Source organism: Streptomyces sp. NPDC042100 (assembly GCF_055582325.1).
In genome coordinates this window covers 152,494-170,761 of sequence record NZ_JBVJDK010000014.1, presented here as the reverse complement: position 1 = coordinate 170,761, position 18,268 = coordinate 152,494, and the positions used below count along the sequence as shown (strand labels likewise).

General features: G+C 74.8%; 14 protein-coding genes. 5 read left to right on the top strand and 9 right to left on the bottom strand.

Annotated features, from left to right (window positions below):
- Nucleotides 1-7: 7 nt before the first annotated feature.
- A complete protein-coding gene (locus tag ACZ6J5_RS28780; RefSeq protein WP_469396314.1) occupies nt 8-637 on the bottom strand; it encodes a VOC family protein in 630 nt (209 codons plus the stop codon).
- A gap of 160 nt (nt 638-797) precedes the next feature.
- On the opposite strand from ACZ6J5_RS28780, the gene ACZ6J5_RS28775 reads away from it, so the two are divergent.
- Nucleotides 798-1,889, top strand: a complete 1,092-nt coding sequence (locus ACZ6J5_RS28775; protein WP_469396312.1) for an ABC transporter substrate-binding protein — start codon at nt 798-800, stop codon at nt 1,887-1,889.
- A 10-nt stretch (nt 1,890-1,899) separates the two neighbouring features.
- On the opposite strand, the gene ACZ6J5_RS28770 is transcribed toward ACZ6J5_RS28775, so the two are convergent.
- The 4 genes from ACZ6J5_RS28770 to ctaD all read right to left on the bottom strand — a co-directional run bounded on the left by ACZ6J5_RS28770 (nt 1,900) and on the right by ctaD (nt 7,312).
- Nucleotides 1,900-3,660, bottom strand: a complete 1,761-nt coding sequence (locus ACZ6J5_RS28770) for an alpha/beta fold hydrolase (RefSeq protein WP_469396310.1) — start codon at nt 3,658-3,660, stop codon at nt 1,900-1,902.
- A 191-nt stretch (nt 3,661-3,851) separates the two neighbouring features.
- Nucleotides 3,852-5,087 (bottom strand): globin domain-containing protein, encoded by a 1,236-nt coding sequence (locus ACZ6J5_RS28765; protein ID WP_469396308.1) that lies wholly within the window; start codon nt 5,085-5,087, stop codon nt 3,852-3,854.
- Nucleotides 5,088-5,123: 36 nt separating this feature from the next.
- Nucleotides 5,124-5,564 (bottom strand): hypothetical protein, encoded by a 441-nt coding sequence (locus tag ACZ6J5_RS28760; RefSeq protein ID WP_469396306.1) that lies wholly within the window; start codon nt 5,562-5,564, stop codon nt 5,124-5,126.
- Entirely contained in the window at nt 5,561-7,312 is a 1,752-nt protein-coding gene (gene ctaD / locus ACZ6J5_RS28755; protein ID WP_469396379.1) for an aa3-type cytochrome oxidase subunit I, read from the bottom strand. The genes ACZ6J5_RS28760 and ctaD overlap by 4 nt, the downstream gene beginning before the upstream one ends.
- A 289-nt stretch (nt 7,313-7,601) precedes the next feature.
- On the opposite strand from ctaD, the gene ACZ6J5_RS28750 reads away from it, so the two are divergent.
- Complete coding sequence (locus ACZ6J5_RS28750; protein ID WP_469396304.1) at nt 7,602-9,386, top strand: sensor histidine kinase; 1,785 nt, start codon at nt 7,602-7,604, stop codon at nt 9,384-9,386.
- Between the two features lie 53 nt (nt 9,387-9,439).
- Here ACZ6J5_RS28750 and ACZ6J5_RS28745 read toward each other — a convergent pair whose 3' ends face one another.
- Nucleotides 9,440-10,132 (bottom strand): response regulator, encoded by a 693-nt coding sequence (locus ACZ6J5_RS28745; RefSeq protein ID WP_469396302.1) that lies wholly within the window; start codon nt 10,130-10,132, stop codon nt 9,440-9,442.
- Nucleotides 10,133-10,451: 319 nt separating this feature from the next.
- Here ACZ6J5_RS28745 and ACZ6J5_RS28740 point away from each other — a divergent pair, with 319 nt between their 5' ends.
- Nucleotides 10,452-10,925 (top strand): pyridoxamine 5'-phosphate oxidase family protein, encoded by a 474-nt coding sequence (locus tag ACZ6J5_RS28740; protein ID WP_469396300.1) that lies wholly within the window; start codon nt 10,452-10,454, stop codon nt 10,923-10,925.
- 110 nt (nt 10,926-11,035) lie between these two features.
- The gene (locus tag ACZ6J5_RS28735) at nt 11,036-11,902 is read left to right on the top strand and encodes a methyltransferase domain-containing protein (RefSeq protein WP_469396299.1); all 867 of its coding nucleotides are present in this window, start codon (nt 11,036-11,038) and stop codon (nt 11,900-11,902) included.
- Here the strand turns inward: ACZ6J5_RS28735 and ACZ6J5_RS28730 are convergent.
- Nucleotides 11,871-13,064, bottom strand: coding sequence for an MFS transporter (locus ACZ6J5_RS28730; RefSeq protein WP_469396296.1), 1,194 nt, complete (start codon nt 13,062-13,064; stop codon nt 11,871-11,873). The two genes, ACZ6J5_RS28735 and ACZ6J5_RS28730, sit on opposite strands and share 32 nt — an antisense overlap.
- Nucleotides 13,065-13,252: 188 nt before the next feature.
- Here ACZ6J5_RS28730 and ACZ6J5_RS28725 point away from each other — a divergent pair, with 188 nt between their 5' ends.
- Nucleotides 13,253-14,479, top strand: a complete 1,227-nt coding sequence (locus tag ACZ6J5_RS28725; protein WP_469396295.1) for an AfsR/SARP family transcriptional regulator — start codon at nt 13,253-13,255, stop codon at nt 14,477-14,479.
- Here ACZ6J5_RS28725 and ACZ6J5_RS28720 read toward each other — a convergent pair.
- Complete coding sequence (locus tag ACZ6J5_RS28720) at nt 14,365-15,507, bottom strand: alpha/beta hydrolase (protein ID WP_469396294.1); 1,143 nt, start codon at nt 15,505-15,507, stop codon at nt 14,365-14,367. The genes ACZ6J5_RS28725 and ACZ6J5_RS28720 overlap by 115 nt on opposite strands.
- Nucleotides 15,508-15,532: 25 nt before the next feature.
- Nucleotides 15,533-17,992 (bottom strand): penicillin acylase family protein, encoded by a 2,460-nt coding sequence (locus ACZ6J5_RS28715; protein WP_469396292.1) that lies wholly within the window; start codon nt 17,990-17,992, stop codon nt 15,533-15,535.
- Nucleotides 17,993-18,268: the final 276 nt, after the last annotated feature.

The following is an 18,268-nucleotide window of genomic DNA, read 5'->3' as shown; positions in this document are numbered from 1 at the left end:
CCGGCTCTCAGGCCTCCCAGGCGAAGCCGTCCGGGTCGGTGAAGGACGTGCCGGTGCCGGTGAGGGTCAGGCGGTGGGAGCCGGAGCCCTCGGCGGGGACGCCGGCTTCCTTGGCGAGGGCGCGGTGCTTGTACAGGGCGAGCTTGACGGAGCCGGGCGTGCCCGCGAACTCGGTGTACTTGCCGCCGAAGCTGCGGGCCACGGTGAGGCCCTGGGAGACGTAGAACTCGCGGGTCGCCTTCACGCTCTCGACGCCGAGCAGCAGGACGATCTCGTCGATGGCGCGGGTGGCCGGGCCGGTGTCCTTCTTCGTTCCGGTCGCGATCTTCCAGAGCGTGCCGTCGGGCGCCTGGACGACTCCGCCGTAGCCCCAGAGGGACTTGGCGGCGGGCTTCACGACGGTGGCGCCCGCGGCGACGGCGTCGGCGACGAAGGCGTCGACGGTGGCGGGCCCGGCGACGGTCAGCGCCAGGGCCCAGCCGCGGAAGCCCCGGGACGGCGCCTCGGTGGCCCGCAGGGCGATCCGGGTGTCCAGGCCGAGCGCGGCGAGGAAGGCGGCCGCGGCGGCCGGGTCGGTCACCTCCAGGGTGACGGCGGAGAGGGCGGCGGTGGACGCGGAGGATGTGGTGGTTGCCATGTCCTCCACGCTAGGAGCCGCGGGGCGCCCGGCGCTTCTCGGATCCTGACCGTTCCCGGACCACCCCCTCGCGAGCGGCTCCCGGGGCCTCTGTGATGATCATCCGATCGCGCGCCGCCCGGCCCGCGAACCGCCCGCCCCCCGGGGGAGACGACCGCCGATGACCTCCACGACGCCGCAGCCGACACCGATCCGCGTCGGCGCTCTCGCTCCGCTGACCCCGCCCGGCTGGACCGAGGCGGGGCGACACCTGCTGGCGGGACTTGAGCTCGCCGTACGCGAGGTGAACGCCTCCGGCGGGATCGCGGGCCGGCCGCTGGAGCTGCTGGTCCGCGACACGGCGGCCGATCCCGCGCGGGCCGAGGCGGCCGTGACGGAGCTCGCCGCGCGGGGCGTGGCGGCGGTGGCGGGCGAGTACCACAGCGTCGTCGCGCGGGCCGCCGCCGCCCGCGCCGAGGCCGTCGGCGTGCCGTTCCTCTGCTCGTCGGCCGTGCTCGACACGCTCACCGAGGAGCCCGCCGAGTGGGTCGCGCGGCTGCCCCCGGCCCAGTCGCACGGCTGGCGGACGTACGCGGACTTCCTGCTCGCCGAGGGGCGGAACCGCGTCGCGGTGGCGGTCCAGCCGAGCGTGTACTGGGCCTCCGGGACCCGGATTGTGCGCGAGCGGCTCGCCGCGCACGGCGGCTCCCTCGTCGAGCTCGACGCGAACGCCCTCGGCCCCGGTGCCCTGTGCGACGCCCTCGTGGCGCACGAGGCGACGGCGCTGCTCCTGCTCACCGGCCAGCCGGAGCCGGCGGTCCCGCTGGTCCGGGCCGTGCGGCGCGACTCCCGGCTCACGGAGCTGCTGATCGGCGCCCCGGCCGGACAGCCGGAGTTCGCCGGATGGGCGGCGGCGCTCGGCGCGGACGGCGCCGGGGTCCCGTTCCTGCGCTATCAGCCCGCGCATCCGGGGCCCCTGGGCGCGCGGGTCGGCCGGGAGCTGGGCGCCCTGCTGGGCGAGGCGCCGTCGTTCGTGGCGTACGAGGGCTGGGACACCGTCACCGTCCTGGCCGAGGTCTTCCGCGCCCACGGCACCGACCGCGCGGCCGTCGCCGCCGCGTGGCCCCGGGTGGCGGTCGAGGGCAGCCGGGGGCCGGTCCGCTTCGCACGGGTGCCGGGCATCGGTGTGTGGCAGTGGGCCTGGGCCCCGGTCCAGGTGGTGGACCGGGACCCGGCGGACCCGGAGCGCTTCCGGGTCCGCCTCCAGCGCTGACGCGCGCCGGTCAGCCGAGCGGCAGCTCCAGGTACGCCTCGGCGTCCGCCGATCCGCCGAGCTCCAGCGTGGCGAGCGCCTCGTTGTCGTCGGAGTACAGGGCGTCCTTCGCGTTGATCACGAGCATCACCCGGTGGTCCTCGGCCACGTCGTACGCGGCGGCCTGGAGCCGCCACTCCAGCGCCGTCGCCGTGCCCGCCTCGACGCCGTCGAAGCCGCAGGGCTCGTGGGTGATGATGTGCGCGGTGCCGTCGGGCGCGACGTCGAAGAGGTACGCCACCAGCGTGCCCTTCGCCGCGGGCGGGGTGAGCGTCACCCGCACCACCGGCACGCCGCGCACCCGCCGCGCCCCGGCCGGCGAGGTCCAGACGGCGAGGCGGGCGCGGTCGAACTTCCCGGTCTCGTAGGACAGGGGGTTGCCCCGCCACTCCTGCTGGCCCGTCACCAGCAGCTCGTCCACGGCCTTGGCCTCGGTGAGCTCGCCCGCCGTGACCGTGGTCCGCCACGCGGCGGCCGGCCGCTCGGCGCCGAGCGTGCCGTCCTTGCCCACGGCCCCGTCCAGGTACAGCCGCTCCACGCGCTCCGTCACGTCGCTCCAGCTCGCGCGGGACTCGCGGACCTCGGGCGCGAACATCACCTGGCTCTTGACCGGCTGCCAGGAGGGCACGTCGTCGGCGGTGCCCAGGATGTGGTGGTCGAGCCAGGCGAGGGCCTCGTCGAGGGGGACGTTCGGGCCGGGCAGGGTGAGCCCGGCGCCCTCGGGGGCGGCGTGGTCGCCGATCCACAGGTTGAGGTGCTTGGGCGTGGTCAGCCGCTCGAAGAGGTCGAGCAGGCCGTTGACCGGGAACAGCGTCTCGTGCCAGGTGTTGGAGAAGAAGGTCGGGATTCCGCGCGCGTTGGTCTGGTCGACGTATGCCGACGGGGAGCGCTCCTGGGCCCAGGCCAGCACCTCCTCGCGCTCCTCCCCGTCGCGGAAGTTCTTGAGCAGCCGCTGGGTGGCCTGGTCGAACTTGCGCCGCTCCGGCCCGCCGGTGAACCCGGCCAGTACGTCGACGGCGGCCAGGTGCCGGGTCCCGTTGCCGAGCAGGGCCTCCGCCAGGTCGCCCCAGGTGCTCAGCGCGACCACGGCGTCGACGCGGGCGGCGGGGTCGTGGGCGGCGACGAGCTGGCTGATGCCCGAGCCGTAGGACTCCCCGAGGAAGGCGACCCGGCTCGGCTCGAAGTGCTGCTGCGCGTAGTCGATGACGGTGGAGCCGTCGGCCCAGTCCAGCGGCCCGGCCACGTCCACGGTGCCGCCCGAGGTGAACGGGGCGTCGACGAACCCGCCGCCGGGGACCTCGAAGGTCTGGCCGATGCCGCGCGGCGAGTACGCCAGGACGTGGTAGCCGCGCAGCGCCAGCTTCAGGTAGAGCGTCGGGAACATCGCCCAGCCGAGCGGCGTCCAGCCGGCCGGGACGATGACGACCGGGCGCGGCTGGTCGCCGTGGAGCGTGATGGTGAACGCGGAGAGCCTGACCCCGTCGTCGGCGGTGATCCGGGGGAAGCCGATGGCGGCCTTCGGCCGCAGGGCGTCGACCAGTTCCTGTAACGCGGCGGGCAGCAGCGCCTGCTCGGTGGAGCCGCTCAGGGTGGCGAGCAGCGCCTCGCTCACCGCGGTGGCCTCGGGCGAGACGGAGGTGGTGGAGGCCCAGAGGCCCGCGCTGTCGATCCGCGCCAGCTGCGCGTCGGTGATCGGGGTCGGCTGGGTCTGGTCGTCGTCGTACGTGCTCATCGCTGGGTGTCCTTCTCTCGTCCGGGAGCGTTGGTGAGGGGCCGTTTCATGATCGGGGCGGAGCGCCCCGGCCCACGGGGCCGTCCGCCGCGTTCACCGGAAGGGGGCAATCACCTCCGAACCGCTTGACGAGAGAAGGGAGTTGGCCTTCTGGCGCGCCGACGAGCCACCTCCGGGACCACCCGGGTCCGTCAGCCGGTCTCGACGGTGTGGAGCCGGTCGGCGGGGAGGTCCGCCGCCTCCGCCAGCCGTCCCGCGACCGTCGTGACCGTCTCCCGGGGGCCGCACACCCACGCCAGGTGCCGCGACCAGTCGCCGTGCCGCAGGACCGCTTCGGCCAGTGCCGCGCCGTCGGGCGCGCCCGCGCCGAGCACCGGGACGACACGCAGCCAGGTGTGCCGCCGCTCCCGCTCGGCGAGGGCGTCGGTGTCGTACAGGTCGGCCGGCCCGGCGGCGCCGAGGAAGAGCCGGGCCCTGGGGTACGGCGGCCTGCTGAGCGCCAGGTCGTCGAGGAGCGCCTTGGCGGCGGCCCAGCCAGTCCCGGCCGCCACGACCAGGACCTCCCGCCCCTGCCCGGCCCCGGCCGGGGGCGTGCCGCCCTGCGCGGGGCCCAGGCGCAGGGTGTCGCCGACGCGGGTGCGGGTCACCAGCGCGTCGCTCACGCCGCCGGGGGCGGTGCGGCGGACGTGGAACTCCAGCTCGCCGTCCGGGCGGGGCGCGCAGGCGACGGCGTACGGGCGCCAGGCGTGCGGCAGCAGCGGCGACTCGACCGTGGCGAACTGTCCGGCCCGGTACGGGTAGGGCTCGGCGGGCCGGACCCGGAGGACGCCCACGCCGGGGCCCTGGACCTCGTGGCCGGTGACGGTGGCGTTCCAGAAGGCGGGTTCGGTCAGCGCCGCGTTCGCTCCGTCGAGCATCGCGGAGACGGCGAACCGCACCATCCGCAGCCACGCCTCCTCCGGCTCCCGCGACCAGCGGTCCCCCGCGCTGCGCCGCAGGGCCTCGGCCAGCGCCGCCTCGAACACCTGGAAGTGCACGGGCCGTACGCCGAGTTTGCGGTGGTCGCGGCCGAGCCGGGCGCAGAAGGCGGCGAGCTCGTCGGGCCGGTCGAGGTGCTCGATGAGGAAGCGGAAGGCCTGTTCCAGGTGGGCCCGCTGGAAGGCCATGGAGGCCGGGAACAGGCCGCGCAGGTAGGGGTGTCCGGCGAACATCGCCCGGTAGAGGTGGTCGATGAGCGCGTCGAACGGGGTGACGAGCGGCAGCGTCCGCAGGATCGTCTCCCGGTCGGCGGCGCCGTCGTACGGGGCGCCGGGGCCGTCGTACGGGCCGGGGGCCGGGGCGAGCATCGTGCGGCGCAGCCGCATCGCCTCCTGCCGCGCGAGGAGGGCGTGGTACTCGTCGTAGCTGTCGCTCGTGGTGGCGCTCACGTGCCGGTCTCTCCCCTGCTGACTTCTGAAGGCACGTCAGTTTCGCACCGCGCCCGGACCGCCGTCCGGCCCTCCCGGGGGGCCGGAAGCCCCTCCCGCTCCGGGGCCGTTCGGCCCTGGCGCGGGGCGGCCGTCCGGGGTGGGCGGGTGGGTCGGGGCGGTCTCGGCCAGCGCCGCCCAGCAGGCCGCTGCCTCGCGCTCCTCGGTCCGGCGCCGGACCGAGGCGCAGGTGCCGACGGTGGCGCTCGCGGTGCCGCCGGCCACCAGGAGGGCGAGGAGGAGCGCCGGGGGGACGGCGGCGAGGATCAGCGGGGCGGTCAGGGCGGCCGTGCCCCAGCCGGTGACGCAGGCGGTGGCCGCGAGGCGGCGGGAGGCCGGCCGGTCGGCCCCGGCGCGCAGGTCGACGAGGGCGGGGACGTACCAGACGCACCCGGCGGCGGTCAGCGCGGCGGCGCCGAGGGCGAGGACGGGGGTCACCGGGTGCCCGCCGTCTCCGCCGTCCGGTTCTCGGCACGGTTCCCCGCCCGGTTCTCCGCCCGGTCGAGGGCGGCGATCTCGGGGTGGTGCAGGTCGAAGGCCGGGGATTCGGAGCGGATCCGGGGCAGGGCGCGGAAGTTGTGCCGGGGCGGCGGGCAGGAGGTCGCCCACTCCAGGGAGCGCCCGTAGCCCCAGGGGTCGTCGGCGTCGACGCGCTTCCCGTACCGGGCGGTCTTCCAGACGTTGTAGAAGAACGGCAGGAAGGAGAGCCCGAGCAGGAAGGAGCCGATCGTGGAGATCGTGTTGAGGGCGGTGAAGCCGTCGGCTTCGAGGTAGTCGGCGTAGCGCCGGGGCATCCCCTCGGCGCCCAGCCAGTGCTGGACGAGGAAGGTGGCGTGGAAGCCCGCGGTGAGCGTCCAGAAGGTCATCTTGCCGAGCCGCTCGTCGAGCATCCTGCCGGTGAATTTCGGCCACCAGAAATGGAAGCCCGCGAACATGGCGTACACGACCGTGCCGAAGAGCGTGTAGTGGAAGTGGGCGACGACGAAGTACGAGTCGGAGACGTGGAAGTCCATCGGCGGCGAGGCCAGGATGACGCCGGTCAGACCGCCGAAGGTGAAGGTCATGAGGAAGCCGGTGGCCCAGAGCATCGGGGTCTCGAAGGACAGCGAGCCCTTCCACATCGTTCCGATCCAGTTGAAGAACTTCACGCCGGTCGGCACGGCGATCAGGAACGTCATGAAGGAGAAGAACGGCAGCAGTACGCCTCCGGTGACGTACATGTGGTGGGCCCACACGGTCACGGACAGACCGGCGATCGCGATCGTGGCGGCCACCAGGCCGATGTAGCCGAACATCGGCTTGCGGCTGAAGACCGGGATGATCTCGGAGACGATGCCGAAGAAGGGCAGCGCCAGGATGTACACCTCCGGGTGCCCGAAGAACCAGAAGAGGTGCTGCCACAGCAGCGCCCCGCCGTTGGCCGCGTCGAAGACGTGCGAGCCGAACTTCCGGTCGCATTCGAGGGCGAACAGCGCCGCCGCGAGGACGGGGAAGACGAGGAGGACGAGCAGGGAGGTCAGCAGCACGTTCCAGGTGAAGATCGACATCCGGAACATGGTCATCCCGGGTGCCCTCATGCAGAGGATCGTGGTGATGAAGTTGACCGCACCCGCGATCGACCCGAAGCCGGAGAGCGCCACGCCCATGATCCACAGGTCGGCGCCGAGACCGGGCGAGTGGACGGCGTCGGAGAGCGGCGCGTAGAGGAACCAGCCGAAGTCCGCCGCCCCTCCGGGGGTGAGGAAGCCGCCCGCGGCGATCAGCGAACCGAACAGGTACAGCCAGAAGGCCAGCATGTTCAGGCGCGGGAAGGCCACGTCGGGCGCGCCGATCTGAAGCGGCATGATCCAGTTGGCGAAGCCGGTGAACAGCGGCATCGCGAAGAGCAGCAGCATGATCGAGCCGTGCATGGTGAACGCTTGGTTGAACTGCTCGTTCGACATGATCTGGGTGCCGGGGCGGGCCAGTTCGGCCCGCATCACCAGGGCCATCACACCGCCGACGCAGAAGAAGAACAGCGCGGCGACCAGGTACATCGTGCCGATCCGCTTGTGGTCGGTGGTGGTCAGCCAGTCCACCCACGCGGCGCGCGCCGGGCGGGCCGCGCCTTCGCCGGCCGCCGGGCCGGCTGTCCGCCACTCCGGCCACTCCGGCCACTCCGGCCGTACCTGCCGCGCCCGGCGCACCTGTCGCGCCTGCCGCGTCCGCCGTTCCCTGCTCTGTGCCTCGCCCACCGGACGACGACCTCCCTGTACGCATCACGATCGGGGTGGCCGGGAGGCTCCACACGGGGGATGACGGGGCCGCCTCCCGGCCGCCGCCCATGCTGCGCGCCGCCGCCGGGCGCCCGACAGGGTCGAACAGTCCCCTCCGGGGCGCGGCGGCAGGGCCGAACGGCCCCTGCGAGCGGCCCTCACCCGTGCCGTAACCTGCCGAAGGAAGAGGCACGATGAGCACCCGGCGGAGCAGGCAGGCATGTCCGACACAGCACCATCGCCGGGCACGCCGATGCCCCGGCTCGTCCCCGAGCGGATGCACGCGCTGCTCGCCGCCGTGATGGACCTCGGCCGCGACCTCGAACTCCCGCAGGTGCTGCACGGCATCGTGGAGGCGGCCGTCGCCCTCACCGACGCCGAGTACGGGGCGCTCGGCGTCATCGGCGACGGCGACCGGCTCTCGCAGTTCCTCCCGGTCGGCATGGCCGCCGAACTGGCCGCCCGGATCGGCCCGGCGCCCTGCGGGCACGGCATCCTCGGCGAACTCATCCGCAACCCGGTCCCGTTGCGCCTCGACGACCTCGCCCGGCACCCCAGCAGCTTCGGCTTCCCGGCGCACCACCCGCCGATGCGTACGTTCCTGGGGGCGCCGATCCGGGTCAGGGACGAGGTGTTCGGGAACATCTACCTGACGGAGAAGCGCGGCTCGGGCGGCTTCGACGCCGACGACGAGGCGGTCCTGACCACCCTGTCGACAGCGGCGGGCGTCGCCATCGACAACGCGCGCCTGTACCACGACAGCAGGCGGCGGGAGCACCGGCTGGAGGCGCTCGCGGAGATCACCCGGGCGCTGCTCGCCGGGACCGGCCCGGACCGGGTGCTGCGGCTGATCGCCCGCCGGGCCCGGGAGGTCGCCGACGCCGACCTGGCCGCCGTCCTCCTCCCGGCGGGCCGCTCCGGCGAGCTGGCCGTGCACGTCGCCGACGGGGACGCGGCCGACGCGGTGCTCGGCGCCCGCCTCCCGGCGGACGGCTCGCTCGCGGGCCTCGCCGCCCGCACCCGGCGCCCCGCCGTCACCGCGGACGTACGCGCCGACACCAGGGCCCGGGCGCTGCGCGCGGACGCCGGTGCGGGGGCGCACGGTGCTGGTGGGCACGGTGCCGGAGCACATGGCTCCGGGGCACACGGCTCGCGGGCACACGACTCCGGGGCGCACGGCTCCGACCCGTACGACTCCGGCGCGTACGGTCCTGTCGTCGCCGTCCCGCTGCCCGTGGACGACGCCGTGTGCGGGGCGCTGCGGCTGGCGCGGCGGGTGGGACGGGCCGAGTTCGACGCCGCCGAGGTCGAGCTGCTGAGCGGCTTCGCCGACCAGGCGGCGATCGCGCTGGAACTGGCCCGCCGCCGGGCCGAGTCCGAGGAGCTGGCCGTGCTGCACGACCGCGACCGGATCGCCCGCGACCTGCACGACCTGGCCATCCAGCGGCTCTTCGCCACCGGCATGACCCTGCAGAGCGCGACCCGTCTGATCGCCGACCGGGGCGCGGCGGACCGGGTGGCGCGGGCGGTGGACGACCTCGACGCCACGATCCAGATCATCCGTTCCACGATCCTCCAGCTGCGCACGGCGGACGAGGACCGGGGCGGGCCCGCGCTGCGCCGCCGCATGGCGGAGACCGCGCGGCTGGCCGCCCAGTCGCTGGGCTTCCCGCCCTCGCTGCGGATCGTCGGCCCGGTCGACTCCGCCGTCCCGGACGAACTGGCCGAGCACGTGCTGGCCGTGACGGCCGAGTCCCTCAGCAACAGCGCCCGGCACGCCCGCGCGAGCCGCGCCGACGTCGTGCTGTCGGTGCCGGAGACGGCCGACCGGCTGGTGCTCACCGTCACGGACGACGGCATCGGCCCGGGGGCGGCCCGGCCGACCGGCGGGCTGCTCAACCTGCGCTCCCGCGCGGAGCAGCACGGCGGGACGCTGGAGCTCCAGGACCCGGGGGTCGGCACCCGCCTGGTGTGGACGGTGCCGCTGCCGCACCAGGAGGACTGACCGGCCGGCCCCGGGGGCGGCCGCCGTACGGACTTCGGACCATGGGCTACGGGCTACGGGGTGCGCAGGCGTTCGACGAGCATGGCCGCCTGGATGCGGCGGCCGACGCCGAGTTTGCCGAGGATGGCGGAGACCCGGTTCTTGACGGTCTTCTCGGCGAGGAAGAGGCGTTCCGCGATCTGCCGGTTGGTCAGGCCCAGGCCGATCAGGTCGAGGATCTCCCGTTCGCGCGGCGAGAGCCGTTCGAGGTCGGCGGTGGCGTCGGCGCGCGGACCGGGCGCGGGCTCCGGCGCGGGCTCGGGGCCCCGGATGCGGGCCATCACCCGGCTGGTCATCCGGGGGTCGAGGAGCGACTTGCCGGTGGCGACGGTGCGGACGGCGTGCACCAGGTCGGAGCCGCCGATCTGCTTGAGGACGTATCCGGCGGCGCCCGCCATGATGGCGTCGAACAGGGCCTCGTCGTCGTCGAAGGACGTCAGCATCAGACACGCGAGCTCCGGCATGGCCGCCCGCAGTTCCCGGCAGACCTCCACGCCCTCGTGGTCGCCGCCGACACCGCCGAGGCGTACGTCGAGCACGGCGACGTCGGGCCGCGCGGCGGGCACCCGGGCGAGCACCTCGCGCGCGGTCGCCGCCTCGCCGACCACCTCGATGTCGGGTTCGGCCTCCAGCAGGTCCCGGACCCCGCGCCGGACGACCTCGTGGTCGTCGAGGAGGAAGACCCGGATGGGCGGGGCGGGGTTCACGGGCGGTCTCCTGGGGCAGGGGCGGGAGCTGAGGCGGCGTCAGTATGGCATCGGGACGGCAGGGCCTTTCGGCCCTGGGCCCCCAGGGCCGAAAGGCCCTGTGCGGGCCGCCGCCGCCCGTGGTCGACTCTGCTCGCGCCCCGGACGCACCGGCTCCGGGCGCGGCCCGGCCGTCCCCCGGGCCGCCGCCGGCCGGTGCGTCCCGGCGGCGTCCACCGGCCGGTCGGCAGGGGCGAGCGGGGCCGAACGGCCCTTCCCCCGCCGCTTCCTGGGGCATGTACTGCGGAGAAGTCCCCCCTCTCCTCCCCTGGAAGGCACCGTGAACGACGACGCCCCTCTCGCCCCCGTCCCGGTCCCGCACTCCCCCGCCGGCGCCCGGCGCACCCTGCGGCTGGACGCCGCCGAGGCGCTGCGGCTGCTCGGCTCGGTGCCGCTGGGCCGGATCGTGTTCACCCGGCGGGCGTTGCCCACCGTACGGCCGGTCAACCACCTCGTGGACGGCGGCGACATCTTCGTCCGCACCCATGACGACACGGAGCTGGCGGTGCTGGCCCGCTCGGGCGCCGACGACGACCGGGGCGTGGTCGTCGCGTACGAGACGGACGAGATCGACGTGGACGCCCGGCTCGGCTGGAGCGTGGTGGTGACGGGCTTCTGCCGGCTGGTGACCGATCCAAGGGAGGCGGCCCGCTACCGGGCCGCGATCCAGCCGTGGACGGACCGGGCGCTGGACCAGGTGGTGCGGATCCGGCCCGACCTGGTGACGGGCGTCCGGCAGGTGGCCGCGGACTGAGCCGTGCGGTGGGCCGGGCCGCCGGGGTCCGGCGCGTCCGGGCGGGCCGCGCGGGCGCCCGGTGCAGGATCGGCCGGACGTCAGCGCGGAACGGGAGAGGGGCCACCGGCATGGAGAACGGACCGTCGTCGGACGGGCGGTACGGCGAGGCCGTGTTCCGCCCGGAGCAGGCCGGTGAGGGCGAACGGATCGACTTCGGGGCCCTCGCGTACGACGCGGTGACCCTGGCCCGGCTGCGGGAGCTGGGGGCCGGCCCGGGGTGGCGCTGCCTGGACGTGGGCGCCGGTACGGGCACGGTCTCGCGGGCGCTGCTCACCGAGGCGGGGGTGGCCGGTGTGCTGGCCGTGGACCGGGACACCCGCTTCCTCGCCGAACACCCGGTCCCCGGCCTGGAGGTGCTGGAGGCCGACGTCACCGCGCCGGGCGCCGTGCCGGGCCGCTTCCGGCTGGTGCACGCGCGGTTCGTCCTGATGCACCTGGCCGAGCGCGAGCGCCTGATCGGCACGCTGGCCCGGCTGGTGGAGCCGGGCGGGGTGCTGGTCCTGAGCGACGCCGTGGACCTGACGACGGGCGCCACGCCCGACACGCCGTACGCGCGGGCGATGCGGGCGATGTGGCGGGGGCTGGGCGACACGATCGGCACCGACGTGTCGTGGGTCCCCGGGTATCCCCGGCTGCTGGCGGAGGCGGGGCTGACCCGGATCGGAGCCGAACTCCACGTACCGCCGCTGCTGCCCGGCAGCCCGCTCAGCCGCTTCTGGGCGGACACCTGGTCGCGGAGCCGGGAGGCGATGACGGCCACCGGCCTGATCGACGACGCGGGTGTCGACGCGGCGGTCGCCTATCTGGCCTCCGACGGCTGCGCCGCCCTGTCGGCCGGGATGCTGACGGTGTGGGGATGGCGGCCGGCCGAGGGGGACCGACGTCCCTCGCCGGCCGGGGCGTTCAGCTCCCGGCCGGGGCCGGACGGCGGCTGAGGTACCCGGCCGCGGCCGTGACCAGCAGGGCCATGCAGCCGATGAAGACGAGTCCGGCGCCCTCCAGGCCGAGGGGGTCGGCGAGCAGGCCGACGCCGATGACGGGGATCGAGATGCCCGCGTACGCGACGACGAACAGGGCCGAGATGACCGCCGCCCGCCGGTCGGGCGGCGAGGCGGCGGCGACGGCCGAGAGGGCGGCGCGGAAGGCCAGGCCCTGGCCGGTGCCGCCGACGAGCGCGGCGAGCACCACGAAGACCAGCAGGTCGGTGACGAGCGCGCAGCCGAGGAGCAGCAGGCCCGCGAGGAGCACCACGCAGCCCAGCGGCAGCGAGCGGGCGGTGCCGAGGCGGCCGGCGGCGACCTGTCCGCCGGTCGAGGCGAAGAAGGCGAGGGCGACGACGAGGCCGACCACGGCGTGGTTGTCGACGTGCAGGTAGCGCCCGAGGAAGGCGGGGCTGACGGAGGTGAAGACGCCGAAGAGCGCGAATCCGGCGAAGGAGGCCACCGCGGCCGGGACGAACACGGCCCGCACCCCCGCCGGGAGCGCCGGGCGGCGCGGCCGTACGGCGCTGAGCGGGCGCCGGTCCGGCACGGTCTCCGGCAGGAAGGCCAGGAGCAGCGCCGACAGCGCGACCAGGCCCAGGTGCACGGCGAAGGGCAGCAGCAGGGGTTCGGGCGCGTACTCGGCGAGCAGCCCGGCGAGCAGCGGACCGCAGCCGAGGCCGCCCATGTTGGCGGCGGTGGCGACGAGCGTGGCGCCCGAGGCGCCGCCGGGTGGGGCGAGCTCCATCACGTAGGCGCTGGCGGCGCCGGTGAACAGCCCGACGGACACGCCGGACAGCAGCCGTCCCGCGTACAGCCAGCCGAGGGAGTCGGCGGCGAGGAAGCAGCCGGCGCTGGCTGCGGCGAAGGCCAGGCCCGCCCAGAGCGCGGGGCGGCGGCCGACGGTGTCGGAGGCGTTCCCGGCGAGGAGGAGGACGGCGATGACCCCGAAGGCGTAGACGGCGTAGACGACGGTGACGGTGAGTTCGGAGAAGCCGAACTTCTCCTGGTACAGCGGATAGAGCGGGGTCGGCAGCGTCGTCCCGGTCATGCAGACGACGAACACCAGCCCGCCCAGCAGACACCTCGTCCAGCCCTGCCGCCGCTCCTGCGCCATGGTGGCGACCGTAACCCGGCCGCCGCCGGGCGGCGCGGCGGCACCGCGCGCCCGCCCGGGTGATCCCGTACCGGCCGACGGCGGCGCCGGTCACTCCGGATCCTTCCGGGTGCCGGGTCCGGTGCCCGCGCCCCTACGGTGTCGGCGGCGTCCGCCTGGGCGGCCGATCCGCGGACCGGGGAGCAGCGATGCGGGCGCATGTCACCACGCTCGGGGACCGGGAGCGCGCACTGCTGGCGGCGGTGGGCTGCGGCTTGCGGGACGACGAGATCGCCGCCTTCCTCGGCGTGCCCGAGGCGGCGGTGTCCGAGCGGCTCGCGGGGCTGCTGGCGCGGCTGGGGCTGCGGGACCGTCCGGCGGCCATCGTGCACGCCTTCGACCGAGGGCTCGTGCTGCCGGGGCGGGGGCCGCGCTCCCGGCCCGCCGGGGCGGCGGACGGCGGTCCGGCGGCGGGGGCGGGGGCGGACGGCGGTCCCGCGGCGGACGCGGACGGCGGTCCGGCGGCGGGGGCGCTGATCCGGGTGTCGGTGCTCGGGCCGCTGGAAGTCCGGCGGGACGGGCGTCCGCTGGGTCCCGGGCATCTGCGCCGGCAGGCGGTGCTGGCGGCGCTGGCCCTGGGCGGCGGGCGGACGCTGAGCCGGACGGAGCTGCTGGAGGGCGTGTGGGGGACGGAGCCGCCGGCCGCGAACGTGGTGCCGGTGTACGTGTACCGGCTGCGCGGGATGCTCGGCGCGGGTGACGGGGACCCCGAGGCGCTGATCGCGCGTGACCGGCACGGCTACCGGCTGGTGGCGGGCGCGTTCGAGGTGGACGCCGTCCGGATGGAGGAGCTGGCCGGCCGGGCGGGGGCGGCGGAGCGGGCGGGCCGGGCGGCGGAGGCGGTGCGGCTGTACGGGCGGGCACTGGGCCTGTTCCGGGGCGAGCCGCTGGCGGGGCTGCCCGGGCCGCTCGCGGAGCGGGAGCGGCTGCGGCTGACGGAGCGCCGGATCGTCCTGGCGCGGCGGCGGGCGGAGCTCCTGGGGCGGCTGGGCCGGTCCGCCGAGGCGGTGGCGGAGCTGACCTCGCTGTTCGCCGCGCACCCGTTGAACGAGCAGGTGGCCGCGCTGCTGATGCGGGCGCTGTGCCGGGAGGGGCGGCGGGGGGACGCTGCGGCCGTGTTCGACCGGGCGTCGCGGCGGCTCGCCGAGGACCTGGGGGTGGCGCCGGGCGGGATGCTGCGGCGGACGCGGCGACTGGTGCTGTGCGGGGACGGGGCCGGGGACGGGGCCGATCCGGGCCCCGCCCCCGCGCCGGGCGCCGGTCAGGAGGCGAAGGAGCGTTCCAGCCGCGGGATCAGGTCCCTGAGGTCGGCCTCCCAGCACCAGGCGTTGTGTCCGCCGTTGCAGTTGGTGCCCCAGGCGGATCCGTCGCCGTAGTTCACGTAGTAGTAGGGCAGTCCGAGGGCGTCGAGGCCGGCCTTGGCGTGCTTGGCGGCGCCTTCGAGCCAGAACTCGGGTTCGGTGGGGACCCCGGCGCCGTTGCCGACGTAGATCGAGACGCCGACGCCCTTGAGGCGGTCCATATGGGCGGCCGGGTTCACCTCGTTCCAGCGCCAGTCCGCGTTGAAGACCGGGTACGGGGAGCCGAAGGCGGCGTCGCTGTCCACGCCGGGCTTGTACGGGGACTCGTTCGGGTCGCAGGAGCCGGACGAGGAGGCGCAGATGGCTCCCGTCGCGTCGATGAGCGAGGCGACGACGGCGAACCGCAGGTCCATGGACTTGGCCGACAGGTCGATGTCGCCGGACAGGGACGCGGTCTGGCCGAACAGGTCGGGGCGGGCCTGGGCGTAGTGGAGGGCGCCGAAGCCGCCCATGGAGACGCCGGCGACGGCGCGGGCCTTCTTGGCGGCGATGGTCCGCAGGTTGGCGTCGATGAACGGGATGACCTGCTTGAGGTGGAAGTTCTCCCAGTTCTGGGCGCCGAGGGCGGTCTTCTGGTTGAGCCAGTTCGCGTACCAGCCACGGGCGCCGCCGTCCGGGATGACGGTGATCATCGCGTCGGAGGTGCGCAGCGCCGGGTAGTTCTGCGCGACCGGGTCGTCGGGCGAGCCGTGCAGGAAGTAGAGGACCGGGTAGCGCCGGTCCGGGTCGGTGTAGTAGCTCTTCGGCAGGATGATCTTGATGTGGTGCTTGCCCGTCACCTCGGGTGTGGTGACGGTGAGGTGGAACTCGGTCGCGTCGCCTTTCACCGCCTCCACCTGGGTGAGGCCGAAGCCGTCGGTCATCGGCGGCGGCGCGGTGCCGTCGGAGACGGCGGGCGCGGTGGCGGTTCCCGTGGCGGGAGCGGTGGCGGGCGCGGTGGCGGCCTGGGCCGGGCCCGCCGCCGGCAGGACGACGGCCACGGCGGCGACCAGCCACGCCACCACCGGGCGCCAGGTGCCGGACGTGTGCGCTGTGCTTCTCATGGGGTTCCCCTTCGTCGGTCCGGCGTCAGTCCAGGACCTTGGTCAGCAGGACGGGCGAGGCGGCGATCTGCTCCTCGGTGAAGCGCTCGGTCACCCACCGGCCCGCCGAGAACAGCCGGGTCTGGTCGGCGTAGTGGGGCGAGGTCGGGTCGGCGGACTGGGAGTAGGCCAGGAGGGACGACGTCTGCGGCGGGCCGTCCGCGGTGAACCGGACCTGCTGGATGAAACTGGACCCGAAGGTGATGTCCATCCGGCCGTCGACCTGGCCGGGGGTGACGACGTTGAGTACGCCCAGCTCGTGGACGGCGCCGTGGACCGGGATCCGCTCGCCGCCGCGGGTGACCGTCTGGACCTCGGACAGGGCCGCGTTCAGCGGGATGCCGGCCTGGCGCATCGCGAGCACCGCGCGGGCGAGGGAGTCGCGTACGGCGTTGTTGCCGGGGTCCAGCGAGTTCGGCGTGTGCACGGGGTCCTTCGGGTCGAAGGGGACCTTCCACGGCAGCGCCTCGACGCCCTTGCCGCCGGCCAGCCGGTACCAGTAGTTCTCGAACAGCCAGGAGCCTCGGCTGTCCAGGGTGAAGTCGTGGCTCTTCCAGGCGGCGAGGACCGGGCAGGCCTCGCTGATGTTGACCAGGTTGCCGTCGACGAGGACCAGCCCGAAGGGGGTGTCCTGACAGGCCTTCACGGTGGCGTTGAGGGCCAGGTCGGCGGCCCGGCTGTTGTCCGCGAACAGCAGTTGGCGCATGTTCTCCGGGGTGAAGCCCCGGCCGGGCAGCCCGTCGTTGCCGTTGATCCGGTTCTGCGCGGTGAGGATCAGCTCCTGGGTGCGCAGCGAACGGGGCGCGCCGGTGTCGCCCATGACGCGCGGGAAGGACAGCGGCGCTTCGGGGTTGGCCAGCCAGGCGCTGTCGTTGGCGTTGCCCACGAAGTCGGAGCGGATCAGGCGCGGCTGCTTGCGCGGGTCCAGCAGGCCGGGGGCGACCGCGGCGGGGTCGTTCGGCCAGTCGCAGGCGGCGCGCTTGCCGTCGAAGATCGAGACCGGTGGCACGTTCGGCAGCCGGAGCGTCTGGTGGAAGAGGAGCTTGCCGGTCTCGGTCAGGCAGGACGCGGCGTGCTCGTCGGTGATGTTGGGAGTGGCCTGGATGTCCGCGTAGAGGGCGTCGCCCTCGCGGTCGGCGGCGACGGTGTTGAAGAAGGGCACGCCCTGGGTGGTCTCCAGGGTGTTCACCACGTCCCGGACGTCCTTCGCCTGGTCGAGGTGGAACCAGGTGTTCAGGGCCCGCAGGTTGTCCATGTTGACGTCGCGCACGGCGTGGGCGCTCACCACCCACGGCAGGGCGATGCCCTGGACGGAGGCGGTGACGGGGCCGTACCGGGTGGACCACAGGGTCCGGGAGACGGTGCCGAGGGAACCGTCGGCGTTCCGCACCTGGACGGTGACCCGTTGGGAGGTCATCTTCTCCCAGGCGCCGTCGACCAGGTAGGACGTGGGGTTGAACGGGTCCACCTGGACGTCGAAGAGCCCGAACGGCGCGACGGTGGCGACCGTGTGGGTCCAGGCGACGTCGTCGTTGTGGCCGATGTTCACGGCGGGCAGGCCGAGCAGGCTGGCGCCGGAGACGTTGACCTTGCCGGGGATGGTCAGCTGGCTCTGCCACATGCGGTTCTTGCCCTGCCAGGGGAAGTGCGGGTTGGCGAGCAGCATCCCCGTACCGCCGGAGACGCCCTGGGAGCCGACGGCCAGCGCGTTGCTGCCCAGGCCGTCGCGGCGGCTCGCCGCCATGGCGTCGCGGATCTTCCGGGCGGTCTCCCGCGCGTCCTCGGCGCGCCGCGCGGCGGTGGGCGGCTTCGCGGCGGCCGCGGCCGCGGCGGAGGCGCCGGGCGGGGCGGCGGTCACCAGGCCGTCGAGCAGCGGGTCGGCGGTGCCCATGATGATCTCGGCGTGCGCGTGCCGGTAGACGTCGAGCTCCGTGAGGGGGCGCACCCAGGCGGCGCCCCGGCAGGCCGGGTCGGTGATGCCGTCCACGCCGGTCTCGGCCAGATAGCGGTTGTAGCCCTGGACATAGCCCCGGATGGCCTCCTTCACCTCCGGCTCGGGCCCGTTGGGGGCGGGCTGCGCGAGCAGCCGCTCCACCACCCGGTCGTCGTTGACGCGCTGGAAGTACAGGTCGCTGTTGAGGTTGGTGGTGCTGTTCTGGCTCTGGCCGGGGCTGGCCTTGCCGTCGGGGCCGAAATACCGCGAACGCTGGGCGTTGACCATGACGTACGTGTCGGCCAGGGTGCAGATGTTGTCCTTGGCCGCCGCGTAGCCGTAGCCCGTGCCCAGGCCCTCCCAGGTGGAGGCGGTGATGTGCGGGATGCCGTACTCGGTGTAGCGGATCGTCGGCTTGTCCGGCCCCTCCTCGGCGGGGCCCGCGGGCGGTCCGGCGAGCGCCGTCGTGCCCATCACCGCGACGGCGGCCATGACCGCGATCGGCAGCCTCACCCGTGCTCTCCTCCGCGCCATCGAGCCGTCCTTCCCGTGGGTGGCGGCCTACGGGCGCCGCCTGGTTTCGCGGCCCGCTCGACGGGGCGCGTCCGAACGCGGCCAGGCTAGGGAAGGGCGATGAAATCCCGATGACACCTCCGCCCGTGTGAAGCGCGGGACCGGACCGCCGGGCGCCGTGCGCGTCTCCGCGTCCGCTCGGGCGGCGTCGGTTAGCGTCGCGAGCCACGTTCGGAGGACGTCGGAGGACGTCGGAGCACATCGGAGCCCAGGTGT

What these genes read in the sequence shown, in the direction of transcription:
- ACZ6J5_RS28780 (WP_469396314.1), bottom strand. Translation starts at nt 637, where the DNA reads ATGGCAACCACCACATCCTCCGCGTCCACCGCCGCCCTCTCCGCCGTC.
- ACZ6J5_RS28775 (WP_469396312.1), top strand. Translation starts at nt 798, where the DNA reads ATGACCTCCACGACGCCGCAGCCGACACCGATCCGCGTCGGCGCTCTC.
- ACZ6J5_RS28770 (WP_469396310.1), bottom strand. Translation starts at nt 3,660, where the DNA reads ATGAGCACGTACGACGACGACCAGACCCAGCCGACCCCGATCACCGAC.
- ACZ6J5_RS28750 (WP_469396304.1), top strand. Translation starts at nt 7,602, where the DNA reads ATGTCCGACACAGCACCATCGCCGGGCACGCCGATGCCCCGGCTCGTC.
- ACZ6J5_RS28735 (WP_469396299.1), top strand. Translation starts at nt 11,036, where the DNA reads ATGGAGAACGGACCGTCGTCGGACGGGCGGTACGGCGAGGCCGTGTTC.
- ACZ6J5_RS28730 (WP_469396296.1), bottom strand. Translation starts at nt 13,064, where the DNA reads ATGGCGCAGGAGCGGCGGCAGGGCTGGACGAGGTGTCTGCTGGGCGGG.
- ACZ6J5_RS28725 (WP_469396295.1), top strand. Translation starts at nt 13,253, where the DNA reads ATGCGGGCGCATGTCACCACGCTCGGGGACCGGGAGCGCGCACTGCTG.
- ACZ6J5_RS28720 (WP_469396294.1), bottom strand. Translation starts at nt 15,507, where the DNA reads ATGAGAAGCACAGCGCACACGTCCGGCACCTGGCGCCCGGTGGTGGCG.